The 18,588-nt window shown below is 64.9% G+C and carries 18 protein-coding genes; 12 read left to right on the top strand and 6 right to left on the bottom strand.

The features are described from left to right. The first annotated feature begins 32 nt into the window (after window positions 1-32). Entirely contained in the window at window positions 33-398 is a 366-nt protein-coding gene (locus tag D8Y22_RS09315) for a hypothetical protein (RefSeq protein ID WP_141464425.1), read from the top strand. Between the two features lie 28 nt (window positions 399-426). On the opposite strand, the gene metX is transcribed toward D8Y22_RS09315, so the two are convergent. Continuing rightward, the gene (gene metX, locus D8Y22_RS09310; protein ID WP_141464424.1) at window positions 427-1,629 is read right to left on the bottom strand and encodes a homoserine O-acetyltransferase MetX; all 1,203 of its coding nucleotides are present in this window, start codon (window positions 1,627-1,629) and stop codon (window positions 427-429) included. Further along, the gene (locus D8Y22_RS09305; RefSeq protein WP_141464423.1) at window positions 1,626-2,957 is read right to left on the bottom strand and encodes an O-acetylhomoserine aminocarboxypropyltransferase/cysteine synthase family protein; all 1,332 of its coding nucleotides are present in this window, start codon (window positions 2,955-2,957) and stop codon (window positions 1,626-1,628) included. Before D8Y22_RS09305 ends, metX begins: the two co-directional genes overlap by 4 nt. A 177-nt stretch (window positions 2,958-3,134) precedes the next feature. Between D8Y22_RS09305 and D8Y22_RS09300 the strand changes: the two genes are divergently transcribed. The 3 genes from D8Y22_RS09300 to D8Y22_RS09290 all read left to right on the top strand — a co-directional run bounded on the left by D8Y22_RS09300 (window position 3,135) and on the right by D8Y22_RS09290 (window position 6,258). Beyond that, a complete protein-coding gene (locus D8Y22_RS09300; RefSeq protein ID WP_141464422.1) occupies window positions 3,135-4,364 on the top strand; it encodes an MFS transporter in 1,230 nt (409 codons plus the stop codon). 107 nt (window positions 4,365-4,471) lie between these two features. Further along, window positions 4,472-4,975 (top strand): plastocyanin/azurin family copper-binding protein, encoded by a 504-nt coding sequence (locus tag D8Y22_RS09295; RefSeq protein WP_141464421.1) that lies wholly within the window; start codon window positions 4,472-4,474, stop codon window positions 4,973-4,975. Between the two features lie 170 nt (window positions 4,976-5,145). Further along, the gene (locus D8Y22_RS09290; protein ID WP_141464420.1) at window positions 5,146-6,258 is read left to right on the top strand and encodes a pyridoxal-phosphate-dependent aminotransferase family protein; all 1,113 of its coding nucleotides are present in this window, start codon (window positions 5,146-5,148) and stop codon (window positions 6,256-6,258) included. Window positions 6,259-6,382: 124 nt separating this feature from the next. Here the strand turns inward: D8Y22_RS09290 and D8Y22_RS09285 are convergent, their stop codons facing one another. Both D8Y22_RS09285 and eif1A read right to left on the bottom strand, forming a co-directional pair. Then, the gene (locus tag D8Y22_RS09285; protein WP_141464419.1) at window positions 6,383-8,020 is read right to left on the bottom strand and encodes a sensor histidine kinase; all 1,638 of its coding nucleotides are present in this window, start codon (window positions 8,018-8,020) and stop codon (window positions 6,383-6,385) included. Window positions 8,021-8,179: 159 nt separating this feature from the next. Then, window positions 8,180-8,470: a translation initiation factor eIF-1A gene (gene eif1A, locus D8Y22_RS09280; RefSeq protein ID WP_141464418.1), complete on the bottom strand. Its 291-nt coding sequence runs from the start codon at window positions 8,468-8,470 to the stop codon at window positions 8,180-8,182. A gap of 131 nt (window positions 8,471-8,601) precedes the next feature. On the opposite strand from eif1A, the gene D8Y22_RS09275 reads away from it, so the two are divergent. After that, window positions 8,602-8,781 carry a DUF7470 family protein gene (locus D8Y22_RS09275; protein WP_141464417.1) on the top strand — a complete coding sequence of 60 codons (180 nt, stop codon included), beginning with the start codon at window positions 8,602-8,604 and terminating at the stop codon, window positions 8,779-8,781. Window positions 8,782-8,812: 31 nt separating this feature from the next. On the opposite strand, the gene D8Y22_RS09270 is transcribed toward D8Y22_RS09275, so the two are convergent. After that, window positions 8,813-10,786 carry a DUF460 domain-containing protein gene (locus D8Y22_RS09270; protein ID WP_141464416.1) on the bottom strand — a complete coding sequence of 658 codons (1,974 nt, stop codon included), beginning with the start codon at window positions 10,784-10,786 and terminating at the stop codon, window positions 8,813-8,815. Window positions 10,787-11,197: 411 nt separating this feature from the next. Here D8Y22_RS09270 and D8Y22_RS09260 point away from each other — a divergent pair, with 411 nt between their 5' ends. Both D8Y22_RS09260 and D8Y22_RS09255 read left to right on the top strand, forming a co-directional pair. Continuing rightward, window positions 11,198-11,974, top strand: a complete 777-nt coding sequence (locus D8Y22_RS09260) for a coenzyme F420-0:L-glutamate ligase (RefSeq protein WP_141464415.1) — start codon at window positions 11,198-11,200, stop codon at window positions 11,972-11,974. A 74-nt stretch (window positions 11,975-12,048) separates the two neighbouring features. Beyond that, window positions 12,049-13,023, top strand: a complete 975-nt coding sequence (locus D8Y22_RS09255) for a 5,10-methylenetetrahydromethanopterin reductase (protein ID WP_246084392.1) — start codon at window positions 12,049-12,051, stop codon at window positions 13,021-13,023. 67 nt (window positions 13,024-13,090) lie between these two features. Here the strand turns inward: D8Y22_RS09255 and D8Y22_RS09250 are convergent, their stop codons facing one another. Next, window positions 13,091-13,285 carry a hypothetical protein gene (locus D8Y22_RS09250; protein WP_141464413.1) on the bottom strand — a complete coding sequence of 65 codons (195 nt, stop codon included), beginning with the start codon at window positions 13,283-13,285 and terminating at the stop codon, window positions 13,091-13,093. Between the two features lie 86 nt (window positions 13,286-13,371). On the opposite strand from D8Y22_RS09250, the gene D8Y22_RS09245 reads away from it, so the two are divergent. From D8Y22_RS09245 to D8Y22_RS09225, 5 genes are all read left to right on the top strand, one after another. After that, the gene (locus tag D8Y22_RS09245) at window positions 13,372-13,686 is read left to right on the top strand and encodes a DUF7573 domain-containing protein (protein ID WP_246084387.1); all 315 of its coding nucleotides are present in this window, start codon (window positions 13,372-13,374) and stop codon (window positions 13,684-13,686) included. A 115-nt stretch (window positions 13,687-13,801) separates the two neighbouring features. Beyond that, window positions 13,802-13,996, top strand: coding sequence for a cold-shock protein (locus D8Y22_RS09240; protein ID WP_141464411.1), 195 nt, complete (start codon window positions 13,802-13,804; stop codon window positions 13,994-13,996). Between the two features lie 163 nt (window positions 13,997-14,159). Then, the gene (locus D8Y22_RS09235) at window positions 14,160-15,152 is read left to right on the top strand and encodes an AAA family ATPase (RefSeq protein WP_141464410.1); all 993 of its coding nucleotides are present in this window, start codon (window positions 14,160-14,162) and stop codon (window positions 15,150-15,152) included. Window positions 15,153-15,158: 6 nt separating this feature from the next. After that, a complete protein-coding gene (locus D8Y22_RS09230) occupies window positions 15,159-16,163 on the top strand; it encodes a DUF58 domain-containing protein (RefSeq protein ID WP_141464409.1) in 1,005 nt (334 codons plus the stop codon). Then, window positions 16,160-18,556 carry a transglutaminase family protein gene (locus D8Y22_RS09225; RefSeq protein WP_246084386.1) on the top strand — a complete coding sequence of 799 codons (2,397 nt, stop codon included), beginning with the start codon at window positions 16,160-16,162 and terminating at the stop codon, window positions 18,554-18,556. The genes D8Y22_RS09230 and D8Y22_RS09225 overlap by 4 nt, the downstream gene beginning before the upstream one ends. Window positions 18,557-18,588 lie beyond the last annotated feature (32 nt).

Raw genomic sequence — 18,588 nt, 5'->3', positions numbered from 1 at the left:
GTTATTTACTCGTGAGCGAGTAATCTATTTCGATGATGTGGCAAGACTTCGTATTCATGTTCGGAAGCGGGCTTTCGGTCGTCTTTCTGGCGCCGACGCTTCGCGACGGGAGTGCACGAGTGCCGCTGGGAACGAGCCTCCCCTCGATGGCGATTGGCTTCGTCTACACCGCCACCTTCCTCACGCTCGGCATGACCTTCTCTGCGGCCGGCTCGTTCGCGGCCGGCGCGATGTGGACGCTGATCGCACTCTGTCGCTCCCCGACCTCGAGGCGGTTCGCTCGCGCGACCGGGCTGGACCTGTTCGCTCGAGACGTACAGCGATGGATCGGGAAACGACGACGGGGACAGCCGATCGCAGAACAGTACACGCCGATCGATTCGCCGAACGATTCCTGAGCGTCTCTGGGGTTGGGTCCTGCCGTTGTTAGGTGGAGAAGAGACTCGTATGCACCGGTGCGAACGACTCGGTTTCGTCGTCGCTCGAGTCGGTGTCGGTGATCGTTCGGCCGGCGAGTCCAGCCGATAGCAGTTCCGACAGCGGCGGCCCGACTTTTTCGGGTTCGACGAGAAAGGCGTCGTGGCCGTGGTCCGACTCGACGACGTGATGGGCGATGTCGACGTTGGCCTCGCGTGCGGCGTCGGCTACCGTTTCGGCCTGCTCGACCGTAAAGTGCCAGTCGCCGGTAAACGAAAGGACGAGCAACTCGCCCTCGAAGGCCGCCAGCGCGTCGGCGTCGCTCTCGTAGCCCGCCGAGAGGTCGAAATCGTCCATCGCGCGGGTCATGTAGAGATAGCTGTTCGCGTCGAAGCGATCCACGAACTTCTCGGCCTGATAGTCGAGATACGACTCGACCTCCCGGTAGGGGAAAAAGGCCGCGGCGGAGTCCGGCGGCTCCTCACGGACCGTCTCCCGGCCGGCCGACCGCCGGCCGAACTTGCGGCTCATCGAGGCCTTCGAGAGGTACATCACGTGGCCGATCTGGCGCGCTCGAGCCAGCCCGTCCTGAGGTTCGGGGCCGTCGTAGTAGTGGCCGTCGTTCCAGTTGGGATCGCTGGTGATCGCGCGCCGGGCGACCGTATCCAGCGCGAGACACTGGGGATCGAGGCGGGCGGCGGTGGCGACGGCCCCCGCGCGCTCGACGTCGTCGGGATACCGCCGGAGCCAATCCAGGACGTTCATGCCGCCGACGCTGCCGCCGACGACCGCGTGGAGGCGACCGACGCCGAGCCGGTCGAGGAGCTGTCGCTGGGCGCGGGTCCAGTCTCCCACCGTCACCGGCGGAAAGTCGGTGCCGTAGGGGTCGCCCGTTTCCGGGTTCTCGCTCGAGGGGCCGGTCGTTCCGTAACACGACCCCGGGGCGTTCGCACAGACGACATAGTATTCGGTCGTATCGATCGCTTTCCCTGGGCCGACGACATCGCCCCACCAGGCCCGTGCTTGGCCGGCCGTCTCGCTGCCGGTGTCGGGTCGGCGGGCGACGTGGGAACTGCCGGTCAGGGCGTGACAGACGAGCACGGCGTTGTCACCCGTAAACTCGCCGTAGGTCTCGTAGGCCACCTCGAGGGTGGGAATCGTCTCGCCCGAGACGAACTGAAACTCGCCGAGATCGATTCGTTCCGTCGTCATGTGGGTTCCTCCGCTCGACACGCTCGCGTCGCCCCCTCGATCGCCTGCTCGAGGTCGGCCAGAATGTCTTCGGGATCCTCGATACCGACCGACATCCGCACGAGATCCTCGGTGACGCCGGCCTCCTCGCGTTCTGCGGGGGTCAACTGGCCGTGGGTCGTGCTCGCGGGGTGGATGACGAGCGTCTTCGCGTCGCCGATGTTGGCGAGAAACGAGGCCAGTTGGACGCGCTCGCAGAAACGCTTGCCGCCCTCGTAACCGCTCTCGAGGCCGAACGCGACCATGCCGCCGTAATCCGCGAGATATCGCGAGGCGTTGTCGTGAGTCGGGTGACTCTCGAGGCTGGGCTGGGTGACCCAGGCGACATCGTCGTGGTCGGCGAGGTACTCGGCGACGATGGCGGCGTTCTCGCAGTGTTTCTCGACGCGCAGGGGCATCGACTCGAGTCCCTGGAGCGTGTGCCAGGCGTCGAACGGCGACTGCTGGTTGCCGAGGCTGCGCAGCGACCGGAATCGGGCGGTCGCAGCCAGCGGTGCCTCGCTGAAGTCACGCGAGAAGTCCACGTCGTGGTAGGCGTGGTTCTGGCCGGCGATCTCCTCGTAGCCGTATTCGCCCCAGGGGAAGGATCCGCCGTCGACGAGGACGCCACCGACGGTCGTGCCCGAGCCGTGGAGCCACTTGGTCGTCGACTCCCAGACGACGTCCGCGCCGTGCTCGAGCGGGCGACACAGCGCGGGCGTCGCGAACGTGTTGTCGACGACGAGGGGAACGCCGTTGTCGTGGGCGATCTCGGCGACGCGCTCGAAGTCGGGCGTCACGAGCGAGGGGTTGCCGATCGTCTCGACGTGGACGAACGCGGTGTCTTCGTCGATGGCCTCCTCGTAGGCCTCGTACTCGAGCGTCGGCACGAATTTCGGTTCGATGTTTCGCCGGGAGGCCGTCTTCGAGAAGTAAGCGGTCGTTCCGCCGTAGGTGTCGGTCGAACAGACGACGTTGTCGCCCGCCTCGGCGAGGATCAACACGGCCGAATCGAGCGCCGCCATCCCGCTTGCCGTCGCGACCGCGTCCGCTCCGCCCTCGAGGTCGGCGAGGCGCTTCTCGAGGGTTCGTACGGTCGGGTTGGCGATACGCGAGTAGATGTAGCCGTCGTCTTCGAGGGCGTAGCGGTCGGCGGCCGTCTCGGCGTCGTCGAAGACGTAGGAGGTCGTCTGGTAGATCGGCGGCGCGACCGCACCCGTCTCCGGATCGGGTTCCTGTCCGGCGTGAACGCTTCGCGTTCCGAGCCCGCGCTCGGCGTTGTCCGCCCCGTCGCTCACGTCGTCACTCATGTTTAGTATGCATACTGCTGCACGCTCATATGCGTCTCAGTAACGGCAAAAACCGCAATCGATTCGATGTCGTTCACACACGACACGGACGGTACGGCTGTGGATGGCCTCGTCTACAGTTGCCACGTCCCGTTCGAGACGAACGAGTTCATAGGGGTGGGGGCCCTACGCCGGATCGTGCAACCGAGAGACCGTGATCGGCTCGTCCTCGCCACGGTCGTCTTCGCCGTGCTCTTTTCTCAGCTGTTGCTTTATCCGGGTATCGGGACCCTCGTCGAGACGCTGGGCGCCGATGCGTCCGATTCCGCGCTGACGACGACGACGCTCGATGCGGGGATGTGGTTCCTCGTCGCCGAGTTCGCTGCCTCCGTCGTCTTCGTCGGCGTCTGGGGTATCGTCTCCGACGTTACCGGCCGTCGAACGCCGTTTATCGTTCTCGGTGCGCTCGCGAGCGCCGCCGGCTACGCAGTCCTCGCACTCGTACCCACGATCGGCTCGATCTCCTTCGAGGGCGTCCTCCTCCTCCGGGTGGTCCAGGGTGCGACGATCATCGGCGCGCTTTCGCTGACGATGACGATGCTGATGGACCTCGAAGGCGGGCACGGTCGCAACATGGGCGCGGCCGGTATCGCTATTGGACTCGGCGCCGCCCTGGGCGCACCGATCGGCGGCCAGTTGACGGATGTCGATCCGCTCGCCCCTCTCGTCGTGGCCGCCGGCCTGCTCGTCTGTGTCGGCGGACTCGTTACGACGGTGAGCGACAAGCCGTCGTCGGGCAGTCGAACTGCTCGGGCGCTGCTCGAGGGCGTCAGACGACGGCCGACGCTGTCGATCCCCTACGCCTTCGGCTTCGTCGACCGAATGACGGCCGGCTTCTTCGCACTGACAGGGACGCTGTACTTCCAGTCGACGTTCGAGATCGACGCGGGGACGACCGGCCTCTTGCTCGCGTGTTTCTTCGCTCCCTTCGCCCTGCTGCAGTATCCCATGGGGATGCTCTCGGATCGGATCGGTCGCACCGCGCCGATCGTCGTCGGCTCGATCTGCTATGGCGGCGGTATCCTCGCCGTCGGCGCGGCACCGACGGTTCCGAGTGCTGCCGTTGCGATGGTCGCCGTTGGCGTTCTCGGATCGCTCGTCGCTCCGGCGACGATGGCGCTCGTGACAGACATCGCCGACGAACGCGAACGCGGGATCGCGATGGCCGGCTTCAACCTCGCTGGCAGTCTCGGCTTCCTCGGTGGCTTTCTCGTCGGCGCGACCGTCGCTGGCCGCTACGGCTTCGATCTGGCCTTTCTCGTCGTCGGGGGCCTCGAGATCGCGATCGCTCTCGTCGCGATCCCCGCGTTCGTGCGACTCTCGATCGGTCACGACAATCGTGTCGAGGCTGGTGATCCCGACGCGTGATCAGTTCTTGACCCACGCAAATCCTCATAATTCGTGGTATGCAACCACATGCCGACGGACAACCAGAGGATATCAATTTTTATGTCCCCGATACCTACGACTGTTCGATGACACGAGACAACGCGATTTCGCGTCGGAGCGCCATGAAGCTCACCGGTGCAGCCGCTGCGACCGCCCTGGTTGCCGGCTGTAGCGACGACGACGGTAACGGCAATGGCAACGGCAACGGCAACGGCAACGGTGACGACGACGGCAACGGCGATGCCGCGGGTGGCGTCGACATCGAGCCCGGAACGACGATCGAACTTCTCGCCGAGACGACCGGCTGGGAGGGTATCGCACCGAGCGATATCGAGGGTGAAGAGAATCCGACGCTCATCCTCGAGGACGGCGAGGACTACGAGATCGGCTGGCCAGAAGGCGACGGCGGCCGACACAACATTGAGATTCGTGACGATGGCGGCGACGTCGTCGACGACTACGAGACCGACGAAGTGCAGGACGCAGAGCCCGACGACCAGTTCCTCGAGTTCACCGCTACTGCCGAGATGGCCGAATACGTCTGTGATCCCCATGAAACGACGATGGTCGGCGAACTGCAGGTCGAATAACGTCTCTCTCTTTCCCGTTTTCGCTCTCGAGTAGCCGTAGGCTCGAGGGTTCGATATCCCGACATCGGCCGTTTCACTGCCGTGTTTCGATCGATCGTCGTCCCGTGGCGTCCGGGCATCAAAAGTACCATACCGCCTCGCGACGCAGTGGACCGTATCCGGTGGTTTGCGTGACCAACAAACGCGAATACAACGACGACTATCCCGACAAGACGCTGTATATTCCGGGGCCGACCGAGGTCCGCGACGACGTTATCGAGGCGATGTGCGAGCCGATGTTCGGCCACCGCATGGACCGCATGACGGACCTGTATACGACCATCGTCGAGGACACGAAGGCGTTTCTCGGCACCGACAACGAGGTCATCGTGCTGACGGGGTCGGGGACCGAGTTCTGGGAGGCCTCGACGCTCAATCTCGTCGACGAGAATATCCTCGTTCCGACCTGTGGCAGCTTCAGCGAACGCCACGCTAACGTCGCCGAACGCCTCGGCAAAACCGTCGACCGCCTCGAGTACGAGTGGGGCCAGGCGATCAAGCCCGAAGACATCCGCGACGCGCTCGAATCGAGTGACACGCACTACGACGTCGTCGCAACCGTCATGAACGAGTCCTCGACTGGGGTCCGCAACCCTATCGAGGAGATCGGTGATGTCGTCGCCGACTACCCCGACACGTACTTCGTCGTCGACGCCGTCTCCGCGTTGGGCGGGGATTACGTCGACATCGACGAACACGACATCGACGTCATCTTCGCATCGACCCAGAAGGCCTTCGCCATGCCACCCGGGTTAGCGGTCTGTGTCGTCAGCGACGAGGCCTACGAACGCGAACTCGACTCCGACTCGGCCTCGTGGTACGGTGGGTTCCAGCGGACGCTCGACTACTACGACCGGAAAGGCCAGACCCACTCGACGCCCGCGATTCCGATCATGCTGGCCTACCACAAGCAGATGAAGTACATGCTCGAAGAGGGCCACGACGCCCGGGATCAGCGCCACCGCGAGATGGCCGAGTACACCCGCGAGTGGGCTCACCAGCACTTCGACATGTTCCCCGAAGAAGGGTACGAATCCCAGACGGTGGCCTGCATCGAGAACACCCAGGGGATCGACGTCGCCGAAACCATCGCGACCGTCGACGAGGAGTACGACATGGTCTTTTCGAACGGCTACGGCTCGCAACTCGGCGAGACAACCTTCCGTATCGGCCACATGGGCGAACACGACCTCGAGTCGATTCGGGCGTTGACCGACGCCATCGAAGACGTCGCCGGACTGTGAGCAGTCCTGTAGTCGTTCCGGAACACGGTACGGCAATTCGTCTCATACGGATTGCTGTAACGATTTGCCGGCGAAACCGCGACCCGTCTGCGGTTTCGGCGGTAACGACTTACAGTAAACCGTCTCAATCGTCCCCGGTCGTGATCTCGAACCGAGCACCGCCGTCGCGGCCGTCGGTCACCTGAATCTCCCAGTCGTGGCCGGCGACGATCTCCTCGACGATCGCCAGCCCGAATCCGGTTCCGTCCGGAGATGTCGTATAGCCGGCCTGAAAGACCCCCGCCTGGCTCTCGGCTGGAATGCCCTGGCCGTCGTCCTCGACGTAAAACCCATCCGCGTCGGCGAGTTCGCCGACCGTGACCGTGACATCGTGGCCACCGTGTTCCAACGCGTTTCGAAACAGGTTCTCGAACAGTTGCTGGAGTCGTTCCGGATCCGCCTCGAGGATGGGGCCGCTGTCGGTCGCGAGCACGAGCGTCGCCGCCTCGGTCGCGATCATCTCCCACGATTGGGTCGCGATCACCGCGAGGTCGACCCGTTTCGTCTCGTCGATGGCCGTTCCCTTTCGGGCTAGTGTCAGGATGTCGTCGATGAGCCCCTCCATGCGGTCGTGTGCCTCGACGACGCCGTCGAGGTGGTCGGTGTCGTCTTCTTCGAGTGCGAGTTCGGTCCGTCCCTTGGCAACCGTCAACGGATTTCTGAGATCGTGCGAGACGATGCTCGCGAACTGCTCGAGCTGGTCGTTCTGTCGTTCCAGCCGTTGTCGATACTGTTCTCGGTGTGTAATGTCTCGAAAAAGTATCGTTCGGCCGAGACGCGTTCGATCCGTCGAAAACGGATTCGACGAGATATCGTAGTACCGGGTCCGGCCGTTCACCTCGATATCGAGGAGCGGATCGGGCGACTCCATCGTCGCCGCGACCCCCGGAAGGAGCTCGGCGAACGGCTCGCCGACGCCGCCCTCGAGCGCCGGAAACAACCCTCGAGCGCGTCTGTTTGCCTCTCTGAGTCGGTCGTCGTCGTCGAGAATCACGACGGGATTGTCGCTTTCCCCGGTCGCTCGCACGAGCTGGAAGCGCTCGAGATAGACGAAACAGACGCCGACCGCGAAGGCGGCGACGCCGAGTGGCGAGTGAGTGATATCGAGCAGCGGCATCGAAACCACACCGAGAGCGTCGAATATCACCGGCACGCCGGTGAGTGCGACGAGGACGGCAAGCGGTCGCGAATCGGAACTCACCCGGACGAACAGCTCGAACAGCATGAAAATTCCGACGAACGCGAGCGCGTACGCCAGCGCCATCACGATCCAGTGGAGTGGCTGATGATGAATCTGGAGGTAGACGAACGGCGTCGCGGTCAGCTCGGTGGTAAAATAGCGGTCGTGTAGCGGGTTCGTCACCTTTACTGCGGCCACCGTCAGGAAGACGCCGACTGCGATCCCCTGGACGGTCCTGTTTGCGTGTAGCGACCGCCCTGTATAGGCAGAACAGAAGTAGAGCCACGGGCCGACGGTGGCGAAGCCGAGGATCAATCCACTCACGTACAGCGCGTACTGGAGTCGCGGCGACGACGTCGCAAGGTATCCGACGTGGGCCAGCGACCAGCCACCGCTGGTCACCAGCAGCCAGAAGAGTCCGCGCCGCGTCGCGTCGTGCTCAATGTATCGAAGCCGTCGAACACTCACGAAACAGAGAATCGCGGAGCAACCGAAGACCAAGAGGTAACCGAGTTGGATTTCGCCACCAGAGAATTCGACCATGCGTTAGCGACCTACTGTACGTAGACAACCGAACGTGATCCCTCTTGTGGCACGGCGTTGTGATCGGCTGCCCGACGACGACCTCGAGATCCTACTGAGCGATAGGATCACGACGAACCGGGTCGGTCCACGGAAACAACCGTCCGAAATCGACTCGAGTTACTGAATGTGGCCTTCGTTTCGAAGTTGGTCAGCTTCGCTCTTCTCGTAGCGCCAGGTGATGTCGGCCTTCTCGTCTTGCCAGTCCCAGGGCGAGACGAGGACGACGTCGTCCTCGCGGATCCAGATGCGCTTTTGCATCTTGCCAGGGATGCGTGCGGTTCGCTCCTGACCGTCAGCACAGCGTACTTTCACCCGATTCGCCCCGAGCATGTCCGTGACGGTCGCGAAGACCTCGTCGTCTTCGGGCATCCGGAGGTTCCTTCGACCGCCGTCGCCGTCGTCGCTCATACCGCGTGATTCGGGTTCGAGTGGTTTAACCCTTTATCGATATCGCGACGCCAATCGCCAGCATCGACAGCGACGCTCCGTCTCACCCGTGAACCACGTCGTTTATTTTTCTCGCCTCTGGAGTCCAGCACATGTTGAACAACCTCGGTCCGTTGGGAATCGTCGGTATCGTGCTTTTGCTCGCGGGAATCGCGCTGATCGCCTACGAAAGTCTCATCGTCGCCGCTGGGCTGGCGCTTGCGATCGCCGGGCTCGGCCTGGTCGTCAAGTCGCTCGTGTCGGGCATGCTCCAGAGTTTCGGCATGTTCTGATACGGATTCGATCCTGCGGTGGCGTGTGGAACTACACTTCGTTGTCGCCGGCCCGGTGCTCGCTGATGAGCTGGTCGACCATCGCCGCCTTCTTGTCGAGTTCGCGTTTCGTCGCTCGCTCGCGCCAGTCCTCGACGACGGCTTCGACGTCGTCCTCGCGGGCGACGGCGAGTTCGTCGACTTCCTGCATCGCGACGTCACCGGCTGGGCCGACGGGAATCTCGTGTTCGAAGAGGATCTCGTCGGCGATCTCCGACAGTCCACCGTCTTTCAACACGACGCGGGGTTCGAACTCCACGAGCAGATCCGCCGTCGACCGGCCCGCACCGCTTGCATCCCGCACGTAGACCACGTCCCCGGGCGCGATGCCGTACTGCTGGTCTGCCTCGCGGATCGCTCCCTTGGTGAACTTCTCGATCACCTTTACTGGCACCAAGCCTTCCTTCTCCGCGGAGACGTCACTGAAGTTCGAGTGATCGAGCTTCCAGAGGGCCTTCATTCGGTCGACTTTCGCCTCGAGTGCCTCGACTTCTTCCCGAGCCTCGTCGCGTTCGTACTCGAGGCGCTCGGCCTTGCGCCGGTAGCGCGTGACTTCGCGGTTCCGCCGGACTTCCTTGCGTTCCTCCCGTCGGGCGCTCTCGAGTTCGCCCTCGAGTTCGTCGATTCGGTCGTCTTTCTCCTCGAGACGATCCTCGAGCGTCTCGACGTGTGACTGGAGGCGCTCGACTTGGGTCTCGAGGTCCTTGATTCGGCGCTCGTCGTCGGTGAGTTCGCGGGGTTCGTGCTCGGTCGATTCTTCGTCGTCGCCGTCGTCGTTCTCGAGGTCGGCGAGGACGGCCTCGACGCTTTCCTCGCCGGCGACGACGCGAGCGGTGACCTCGCCGCGGTCGAGTCCCGGCGGGAGTTTTTCCGCGATGCGGTCGAACTGGTTTTCGTGGGCGTCGGCGGCGTACAGCGCCGCGGCCATCGCGTCGCGCTGGTGGTCGTCGTCGTAGGGGTGCTCGCGCGTGCGATGTTGTTTCTCGTCGACCGGCAGGTCCGTCTGGGGCGTCCAGCCGGCGGCGTCGAAGCTCCGCCGGAATTTTTCGACCGTCTCGGGCATCGGCGTCACGTCGGCCGCGATCACGATCGGGCGTCCGCGTTCGACGATCCATTCGATGACGTCTGCGGTGTCGCTCGTGCGGGAACTCCAGACGTCTAACACCTCGCCCTCGAGCGAGACGATGGCGACGGCGGTCGTCGTCCCGGGGTCGATGCCGACGACGACGTGATCGCGTCGCTTCGCGAGCGGCTGAAACTCGATGCCGTCCCGGCGTTCGCGCTCGATCTCGACGCGAACGTCGCCGGATCGATTGCGGGAGACGGGGAGGTCGGCCGGTCGCGCCTCGACGGTGAAGACGGCGTTGGCGTAGCCGCCGTAGGCCTCCCTGATATCCGTCTCGAAGGCGAGGTTCGCGTCCTCGAGTTCGGATTCGACCTCGCGGGCGCGTTTCTTGACCGAGCCGTGGATGCGGCGGGTGTAGCGGTCCTCGCTCCAGCCGCCGCTCCCGGTCGAGCGCCCGCGAGAGACCTTGACGGTGGTCGTGTCGGTAAACGCCGAGACCTCGTAGCCGACGTTGTGAGCGGCCAGCCGAGCGGCGGCTTCGGCTTCCTGCATCGGATCTTTCCCGTAGGGGATGCCGTGGCGTTTCGCGACGCGAGAGAGGGGCTCGGGTTGCTGGGAGCCGGTAACCTGGACGAGTTTCGTCCCGGTCGGCAGCGAGCCCAGGAAGTGGATCAACTGGTCCTTGTCGGCGGCCAGTTCGTACATGTTGTCGGTCGCGACGATCGCCGGCGCCTCGTCGTCGATCAGTCGCCTGAGTTTCCGGTGGGAGACGACGTCGCGCGTGATGTCTTCGCCGTCGTAGACGACCAGCGCGTAGGACGGCGCGTCGCCGCGGACGTCACCGCTTTGGATATCGACACCGAAGACGACTGCATCGAGCGCACTCGTTCGCGTACTCACAGGAGGCTATAGGAACGAGTTGGGTATAAATCCGGCGCGGACTCGAGGGGCGACCGAACCGGGCCGTCCGTCGACCAGCCGGCCGTGGCACGCGTTCGCAAGCGCGGGCGTTTTTTCCGTCGCCAACCGAGCGACCCCGTGCGGGGAGTCTACCGCTGTCGGTCCTGTGGAGCGAACTTCAAAGCGAGTCGCCGCCAGTGCTCGCTGTGTGGGACGCCCGGCATCGAGACGAGTCGAGAGCGATGTTCGGTTGTAACACGAATTTCAGTGATTCGCCGATCCAACACTGTTCGCGCTGTGGATCGGCCGACATCGAGTGCATGACCACCGGTACGACCGACTGACGTCGAGTACAGTGGCCACTCTATCCGGTGACGGTGTGTTTTTCACGTCACTGTCCTACCTTTCAGTATGAAACTCGAGCCAGTGGCGGATCTGCCAGAGATCCGTCCCGGCGACGATCTCGCCGAGTTGATCGCGGACCGAGCGTCGCTCGAGGCCGGCGACGTGCTCACCGTCGCGAGCACGGTCGTCTCCAAGGCCGAAGGCCGGATGGTCGACCTCGAGTCGTATCCGGTGAGCGGGCGAGCCCAGGAGCTTGCCGATCGAATCGAATCGGTCGCAGGCGAACGAAAAGATCCGCGCTTCGCACAGGCGGTCTTAGCGGAGAGTACGGAACTGCTGATCGAGGCGCCCTTTTTGCTCACCGAGACGCGCTTTGGCCACATCTGCGTGAACGCGGGGATCGACCGGTCGAACGTGCCGGATCACGACCTGCTGTTGCTCCCGAAGAAGCCCGCCGAGAGCGCCGAGCGCATCCGAACGGGGCTCACGGAGCGCGGACTCGAGGACGTCTCGGTGATCGTCACCGACACCTGCGGGCGCCCGTTCCGTCACGGCCAGCGCGGCGTCGCGCTCGGCTGGGCGGGGATGCCCGCGAGTCGCGACTGGCGTGGCGAACCCGACCGCGACGGGCGCGAACTCGGTGTCACCGTCCAGTCGGTCGTCGACGAACTTGCCTCGGCTGCGAACCTCGTCACGGGCGAAGGCGCCGACGGGACGCCCGCGGTGGTCGTCCGTGACTGGGCGTTCGGCGACCTCGAGGGCAGCGACGAACTCTTCAGAGCCGTCGAGGACGACCTCGTTCGGCAGGCGCTTCGGGAGTGGGACTGGGGTGACGATTCGTGAGTGATGAAACGGAGGGCGGCGACGATTCCACTGCGAACGCCGCTGCCGACGAATCCGTCGGACCGACCTGGGGTATCGAGCTCACCCCCGAACACCCGCCAGATCGGATCGCGGACCTCGCGAGTCTGGCCGAATCCGAGGGGTTCGATATCGCCTTCGCCAGCAGCCACTACTTCAATCGCGATCCGTTCGTGACGCTGTCGCGGATGGTCGATACCACCGACGAGATCCGCCTCGGACCGGGCGTCGTCAACCCCTACGAGAGCCACCCCGTCAAACTCGCCAGCCAGACGGCGACGATCGACGAGATCAGCGGCGGGCGCGGCGTCTTCGGCGTCGGTGCCGGCGACCGCTCCTCGCTTTCGAACCTCGGCATAGAGCGCGACCGACCGTTGCGACGCGTCCTCGAGACGTTCGACCTCGCACGAGAGCTCTGGGACGGCGAGACCGTCACCCACGAAGGGACCTTCACGGCGCGGGACGCCTCGCTCAACGTCGATCCCCCTTCGGCCTCGATCCCGGTCTACGTCGGCGCACAGGGACCGCACATGCTCCGGATGAGCGCAAAACACGCCGACGGGGCGCTGATCAACGCCGCCCACCCGCGGGATCTCGAGTGGGCAGCCGGCCAGATCGAGCAGGGCCTCGACGCGCGGCCCGACGAGTACGGCGAGTTCGAGTCGCTCGCGTTCGCGAGCGTCAGCGTCGCCGGCGACGAGGCGACCGCCCGCGAGTCGGCCCGGCCGCCGGTCGCGTTCATCGTTGGCGGCGCGGCCGAGCCGGTTTTAGAGCGACACGATATCGATCGTGGGGTCGCGGAGTCGGTCAGCGACGCCTTAGAGCGTGGCGAGTTACACGAGGCCTTCGGCGCGGTGACGCCGTCGATGGTCGACGCGTTCTGTATCGCGGGCACGACCGAGACGGTCGCAGACCGTTTCGACGCGGTGCTCGAGCACGTCGACGGGATCGTCGTCGGCTCGCCGCTGGGTCCGGACCTCGAGGACGCGATCGAGCGCGCGAGCGAGGCGCGTTCGCGTACGAGCCGCTGAGCGAGGCGCGTTCGCGTACGAGCCGCTGAGCGAGGACGGACTCGGGAAATCGATTTCGAACGGTGACTCAACTCGAGGTGACGAGACTGCCGAGTGCCCCCAGCGTGAGCGCGCCGAAGACGCCGAGCGAGAAGACGACCAGCAGCGTGCCGGCGAGCACGAGCAGCGGTGCCAGACCGTCGCCCATCGCGACGTCGCTGAAGTATTCGTTCATCTCGACGATGTTGTCCACGATGACGTTCAGTACTGCGGCGGTTTCCATGCGAGACGGTTGGCAATGGTGGTACTTGGCCGTGCCGGTCCGTCGTTATCGATCGGTATATGTCGGATTCGCTCCTACTGTCCGTCGTGACCGAGGACGCGAGCCTCACCGATTTCACCGGACCGACCGACGGCGACGGTGACTCCGACATCGACGAGCACACCGCCGATCGCGGCGATCGCGACGGGGACGAGGGAATCGACCCCGCCAGCGGGAACAACGGGGAGATCGACCCGAACGACGGCGCCGGCTCGAGTGACGACGACGGCCCACGTGAACCGTTACACGCGAGGGCGACCTACGGTTGGGGCGAGTTTCGCTGCCAACGTTGTGATCGAGTCGCCCAGCGGGTCTGGCGCGACGGGGACGAAACGGTCTGTCCGGCCTGCAAGGCGTGGTAACACCGCTCACGATCCATACGGACTGCTGTAATACGGGCTGCTGTCGTCGATTACTGCCGTTTTGGTGTCTGCCTCCAGAACATTTATATCGTAGTCGTGGCTTTGTAAACCTGCAATGGCGAAAGGTACGGTCGCATTCTTCAACGACACGGGCGGTTACGGTTTCATCGAGACTGAGGACGCGGACGAGGACGTATTCTTCCACATGGAAGACGTCGGCGGTCCCGACCTCGAGGAGGGACAGGAGGTCGAGTTCGACATCGAGCAGGCCGACAAAGGCCCACGCGCGACGAATCTCGAACGACTGTAAGTCGATTCAGAAGGGGTATCGTTTTCCGATTGTCGACCGACCAGCAGCAGCGCTCGACCCGAAACGGTGCAGTTTTTCGACACAAAGCATATGTTTCGCTGTCCCTGATCCGAAGCTATGTGCCGCCCGTTGCGGGACCGATCGTCACCCCGTTGCTCGACAGATGACTGATGTGAACTCCCCACCGTCGCCGACCCAACAGTCCTCGACCGACCGGGATCGACTCTCGATATCGGCGGTCGAATCGGTCAGTGCGGAGATTCAGGACAACGTCTCGCGTGTCATCGTCGGCCACGAAGATGTCGTCGAACACGTCGTGATCGCCTTGCTCGGCCGCGGACACGTCCTGTTGGACGACGTTCCTGGCGTCGGAAAGACGATGCTGGCTCGTTCGATCGCCCGCTCGATCGACTGCAGCTTCCGTCGCGTGCAGTTTACACCCGATCTGCTCCCGGCCGATGTCACCGGCGTCAACGTTTTCAACGAGAAGAGCCGCGAATTCGAGTTCCAGCCCGGCCCCGTCTTCGGTAACGTTGTTTTGGGCGACGAAATCAACCGTGCACCGCCGAAGACCCAGTCGGCACTGCTCGAGGCGATGGAAGAGGGACAGGTCACCGTCGACGGCGAGACACGCGAACTTCCCGCTCCCTTTACGGTTATCGCGACCCAGAACGCCGTCGAACCGAACCGGACCTACGACCTGCCGTTTGCCGAACTCGATCGATTCATGGCGAAGCTTCAGCTGGGCTATCCCGATCCCGCCCAGGAGTCGGAACTGCTCGGTCGCACCATCGGCGATCATCCGATCGATGCCCTCGAGCCAGTCACGACGCGCGAAACGCTCGTTCGTGCCCGCGAAACCGTCGCCAACGTTCGCGTCGCAAAGCCCATCCGGGAGTACGTGACGCGACTCGCCGGCTACACTCGCGAGCACGCCCGCGTCGGCGTCAGTCCCCGTGGAACGATCTCGCTGTTGCGGGCCGCCCAGGCTCGAGCCGGCACCAACGGTCGGGAGTACGTCATCCCCGACGACGTTCAGCTCCAAGCGCCGGTCGTCCTCGCCCATCGGATCCGGACCGAGGATCGCGACCGGAACGGCGACGACATCGTTTCGGCTGCCCTCGAGTCCGTGCCGGTCGAAACCGATCTCGAGTGATCCCGTATGCGACTCACACGCAGAGGCTGGACAGTCCTCGCGACAGTCGTCGCCGCTCTCGCGTTGAGCTGGCAGTACGGTCCCCGATCGTTGAACGCCATCGTCGTGCCGCTCGTGATCGTGTTCGTGGCCGGATTGGCCGCGGTCGCCCTGTACGATCGCCCCAGCGTCGAGCGCCAGCCGATCGACGACGGGCCGGTCGGCGATCACAGGACGGTGACGGTCACCGTCGACACCGACGCCACCGTCGCCGCGACGATCCGCGATACCGTCGGGGATGGGCTCGCGGCCGTCGACGGCGAACCGGTCGCCGAGACGACCCTCGAGGGGGAGACGCGACTGCGTTACGACGTCGCCCTCGAGGAACGGGGCGAGCGGACGGTCGGTCCGCTCTCGATCACGGTGACGGATATCTTCGGACTCTTCCGGCGGCGATTCGACGACGACGCGACATCGATGGTGGTTGTCTATCCACCCGTATACGAACTCTCGGGCGACGCCGCTCGCGCCGTCCGATCGCAGGGGAACGCCGCCCGCGAGGATCGCGACGAGTTCGACCACCTCCGAGCCTACCAGCGCGGCGATCCGATGCGCGACGTCAACTGGAAGGCGACGGCCAAACGCGCCGACGGCGACCTCGTCGTCACCGAACACCTCGCCGACGCCGCGGTCGGCTCGATTTCCCTCGCCGGCGAGTGTTCACCCGCACACGCGGACGAACTCACCAGTGCCCTCGCCAGCATCGCGACCGATCTGCTCGCGGGCGGGATCGACGTCGGCGTCACGCTCGGCGACGATGCATGCCCACCCGGCGGGGGATCCAGACACCGCCGCGACATATTGGCGATGCTCGCGGTCAGTGACGGCGGCGACCTCGATCATGACCGGCGTCGGGAGGCAGACGTCCTCGTTCGGACCGACGACGATGGGACAACCGTCGTCGTCGACGACACCGAACGCGAATTCGAACGCTTCCGGGATGGGAGCGATCCGTCGGGGGTGGCGGCGTGAGCATCGATACCGGCGACTCGAGTCCCGAGACGAGTCCGCACGGTCGATCAATTCGGCTCGATGCGGACGGAACGGTCGACGCCACCACCTTCCGGCTGTTCGCGCTCGCGAGCGTACTGGTCCTGACGGCGTCGTACGTCAGCGTCCTGCGGGAGGTAACTCGCGTCGTCGGCGGCACCCAGTCGCTACTCGCCATCGTCGGGGCCGCGTTGCTCGTCGCGACGGTCCTCGCGCGGGCGATTCGACCGCGAACCGCCGGCACGCTCGCCATCCTGGCTGGCGTCGGCGGGTTCGCGTACTACTTCGAGGCGGCCGGGATCGGCAGCCGGGCGGTGCTTGGAAGTGCAGACGAGTTGCTATCGGACGCGCTGACGCTTGCGACCGGATTGCCGCTGTTGCAGATGATCGAAGCCGGCGTCTGGACGCTGGCGTTCGCGCCGGCCCCGGTCTTTCTCTCGTGGTATCTGGCCCTGCGCGGGCGGTACGCCCTGAGCGTCGTCCCCGGCGGAGTGGCGCTTCTGTTTCTCGTGTTGACCGGCGACGCCGGGACGACGGTGACGCTGGTGGGAACGCTCGGCGCGCTCGCGACCGTCGGCTTCGGTGAACTCACGTCCCGGGGCGGCTCCATCGCCCAACTCGACTTGCTGGCCGTCCTCTTTGCGGTCGTCATCGTGCTCTCGCTGTCGGCCACGTTCGTTCCGAGCGGGCCAGCCAACCCGACGACGGCCGGCGCGAGCGATCCCGGCACGCTCGAGGGGGCGATCGATTCCTCGCCCGAGCGCTCGGGAATCGCCGGCGACGTCGATCTCTCACCGGCGGTGCGATTCACCGTCGAATCCGAGCGGCCGTCCTACTGGCGAACCGGTGTCTACGATCGGTTTACCGGCGACGAGTGGCTTCGATCCGGCCAAGAAGAGCCGTTCGAGGGCCAACTCGAGACGCCGCCGGGCGAGTTCAATCGCGTCGAACAGACCGTCCAGGCCGAATCAGACCTCGGTGTCGTTCCCGTCGCACCCGAACCGGTCGACCTCGACGGCCCGATCGCCCAGGACGCCACCGTCTCGAGTCACGGCCAGGTTCATCCGACGACGACGCTGCGCGAGGGCGAACGCTATACCGTCGAAAGCGCGGTCGTCCTGCCCCAGCGCGAGCCGCTTCAACAGGCGGGGACGGACTACCCCGAGGAGATCACCGACCACTACCTCCAGCGGCCGGAGGACACGTCCAGCGAGTTCGACGAGCGAACGGCCGAGATCACCGACGACGCCGAGACGCCCCTCGAGACCGCCATCGCCATCGAGCAGTATCTGCGAACGTCCAAGGAGTACTCCCTCGAGGTCGAACGCCCCACCGATAACGTCGCCGAGGCGTTCCTCCTCGAGATGGAGGAAGGCTACTGCGTCTACTACGCGACCGCGATGACCCAGATGCTACGCGCCGAGGACGTGCCCGCCCGCTACGTCTCGGGGTACTCGACGGGCGAACCGGTCGGTGACGACACCTACGTCGTCCGCGGCCTCGACGCCCACGCCTGGGTCGAAGTCTACTTCCCCGACCACGGCTGGGTCGCGTTCGAACCCACGCCACCGAGCGACCGCAACGAGGTTCACGGCGAGGAACTCGAGCAAGCACGCGAGGACGGGCTCGAAGACGTGGATACCCCGGCGAGTGCGGATGCCGCTGCCGAGGATCCATCCGATGACGGCGAGGAAACGACCGACGATGCGACTGACGAACCCGAGCAACCGGACGACGACGAAACCAACGAATCCGAACCGAACGAGACCGACGACGGCGGCGACGATGTCGGTTCACCTGCTCCCGACGACGCGACGACGGGAGACGACGCCGACGGGCTGACGATTCCCGTCACCGTCGGCCGAGAGACGATCGCCCTCGCAGCCGTCCTCCTGTTCGGTGTCGTCGCTGGTATCCACCGAGCCGGAATGGCGGCCCAGGTTCGACGGAGCGTCGGGTGCTACTGGCACGGCCGCCGCGGCGAGCCGGATCGAGACGTGGTGCGTGCCTACCGCCGACTCGAGTGGCTGCTGGCCGACGAGTATCGACCGCGATGTCCCGGTGAGTCCGCTCGGGGCTACCTCGAGGCGCTCGCAACCGAGGGACGAGCGGCGGCGAGTGCCGGAGCTGGGGGGGAAACGAGTGCCACGGCCAAAGCGGAGACCCACGGCGACTCCGCGCTCGCCACCGATCCGCGCGTGCGAGACGTCCTCGAGCACTACGAACGAGCGGTCTACGGTGGGGGTCTCGAGCGGGCCGAGGCCGACGAGGCGATCGAAACGGTCGACGAATTGGCACGCGAGCGGCTCCCGTTCGTCGGTCGAAGTCGGTTTTCCGACCGCGAGCATCAAAAAGAACCGGGCGACGGCGTGTAGGTCCCGATAGTGTTTAATATGGGCCTTTCGTA

The sequence above is a fragment of the Salinadaptatus halalkaliphilus genome (genome assembly GCF_006543045.1).
Classification (GTDB): Archaea; Halobacteriota; Halobacteria; order Halobacteriales; family Natrialbaceae; genus Salinadaptatus; species Salinadaptatus halalkaliphilus.
Note: the sequence above shows the minus strand (reverse complement) of the source record. Positions and strands in the feature narration are given on the sequence as shown.

Excerpts from the sequence above, each read along its gene's own strand:
- D8Y22_RS09230 (WP_141464409.1), top strand. The coding sequence starts at position 15,159 with ATGCGACTCACACGCAGAGGCTGGACAGTCCTCGCGACAGTCGTCGCC.
- D8Y22_RS09240 (WP_141464411.1), top strand. The coding sequence starts at position 13,802 with ATGGCGAAAGGTACGGTCGCATTCTTCAACGACACGGGCGGTTACGGT.
- D8Y22_RS09250 (WP_141464413.1), bottom strand. The coding sequence starts at position 13,285 with ATGGAAACCGCCGCAGTACTGAACGTCATCGTGGACAACATCGTCGAG.
- D8Y22_RS09275 (WP_141464417.1), top strand. The coding sequence starts at position 8,602 with ATGTTGAACAACCTCGGTCCGTTGGGAATCGTCGGTATCGTGCTTTTG.
- D8Y22_RS09260 (WP_141464415.1), top strand. The coding sequence starts at position 11,198 with ATGAAACTCGAGCCAGTGGCGGATCTGCCAGAGATCCGTCCCGGCGAC.
- D8Y22_RS09285 (WP_141464419.1), bottom strand. The coding sequence starts at position 8,020 with ATGGTCGAATTCTCTGGTGGCGAAATCCAACTCGGTTACCTCTTGGTC.
- D8Y22_RS09315 (WP_141464425.1), top strand. The coding sequence starts at position 33 with ATGATGTGGCAAGACTTCGTATTCATGTTCGGAAGCGGGCTTTCGGTC.
- D8Y22_RS09295 (WP_141464421.1), top strand. The coding sequence starts at position 4,472 with ATGACACGAGACAACGCGATTTCGCGTCGGAGCGCCATGAAGCTCACC.
- eif1A (WP_141464418.1), bottom strand. The coding sequence starts at position 8,470 with ATGAGCGACGACGGCGACGGCGGTCGAAGGAACCTCCGGATGCCCGAA.
- metX (WP_141464424.1), bottom strand. The coding sequence starts at position 1,629 with ATGACGACGGAACGAATCGATCTCGGCGAGTTTCAGTTCGTCTCGGGC.
- D8Y22_RS09235 (WP_141464410.1), top strand. The coding sequence starts at position 14,160 with ATGACTGATGTGAACTCCCCACCGTCGCCGACCCAACAGTCCTCGACC.
- D8Y22_RS09305 (WP_141464423.1), bottom strand. The coding sequence starts at position 2,957 with ATGAGTGACGACGTGAGCGACGGGGCGGACAACGCCGAGCGCGGGCTC.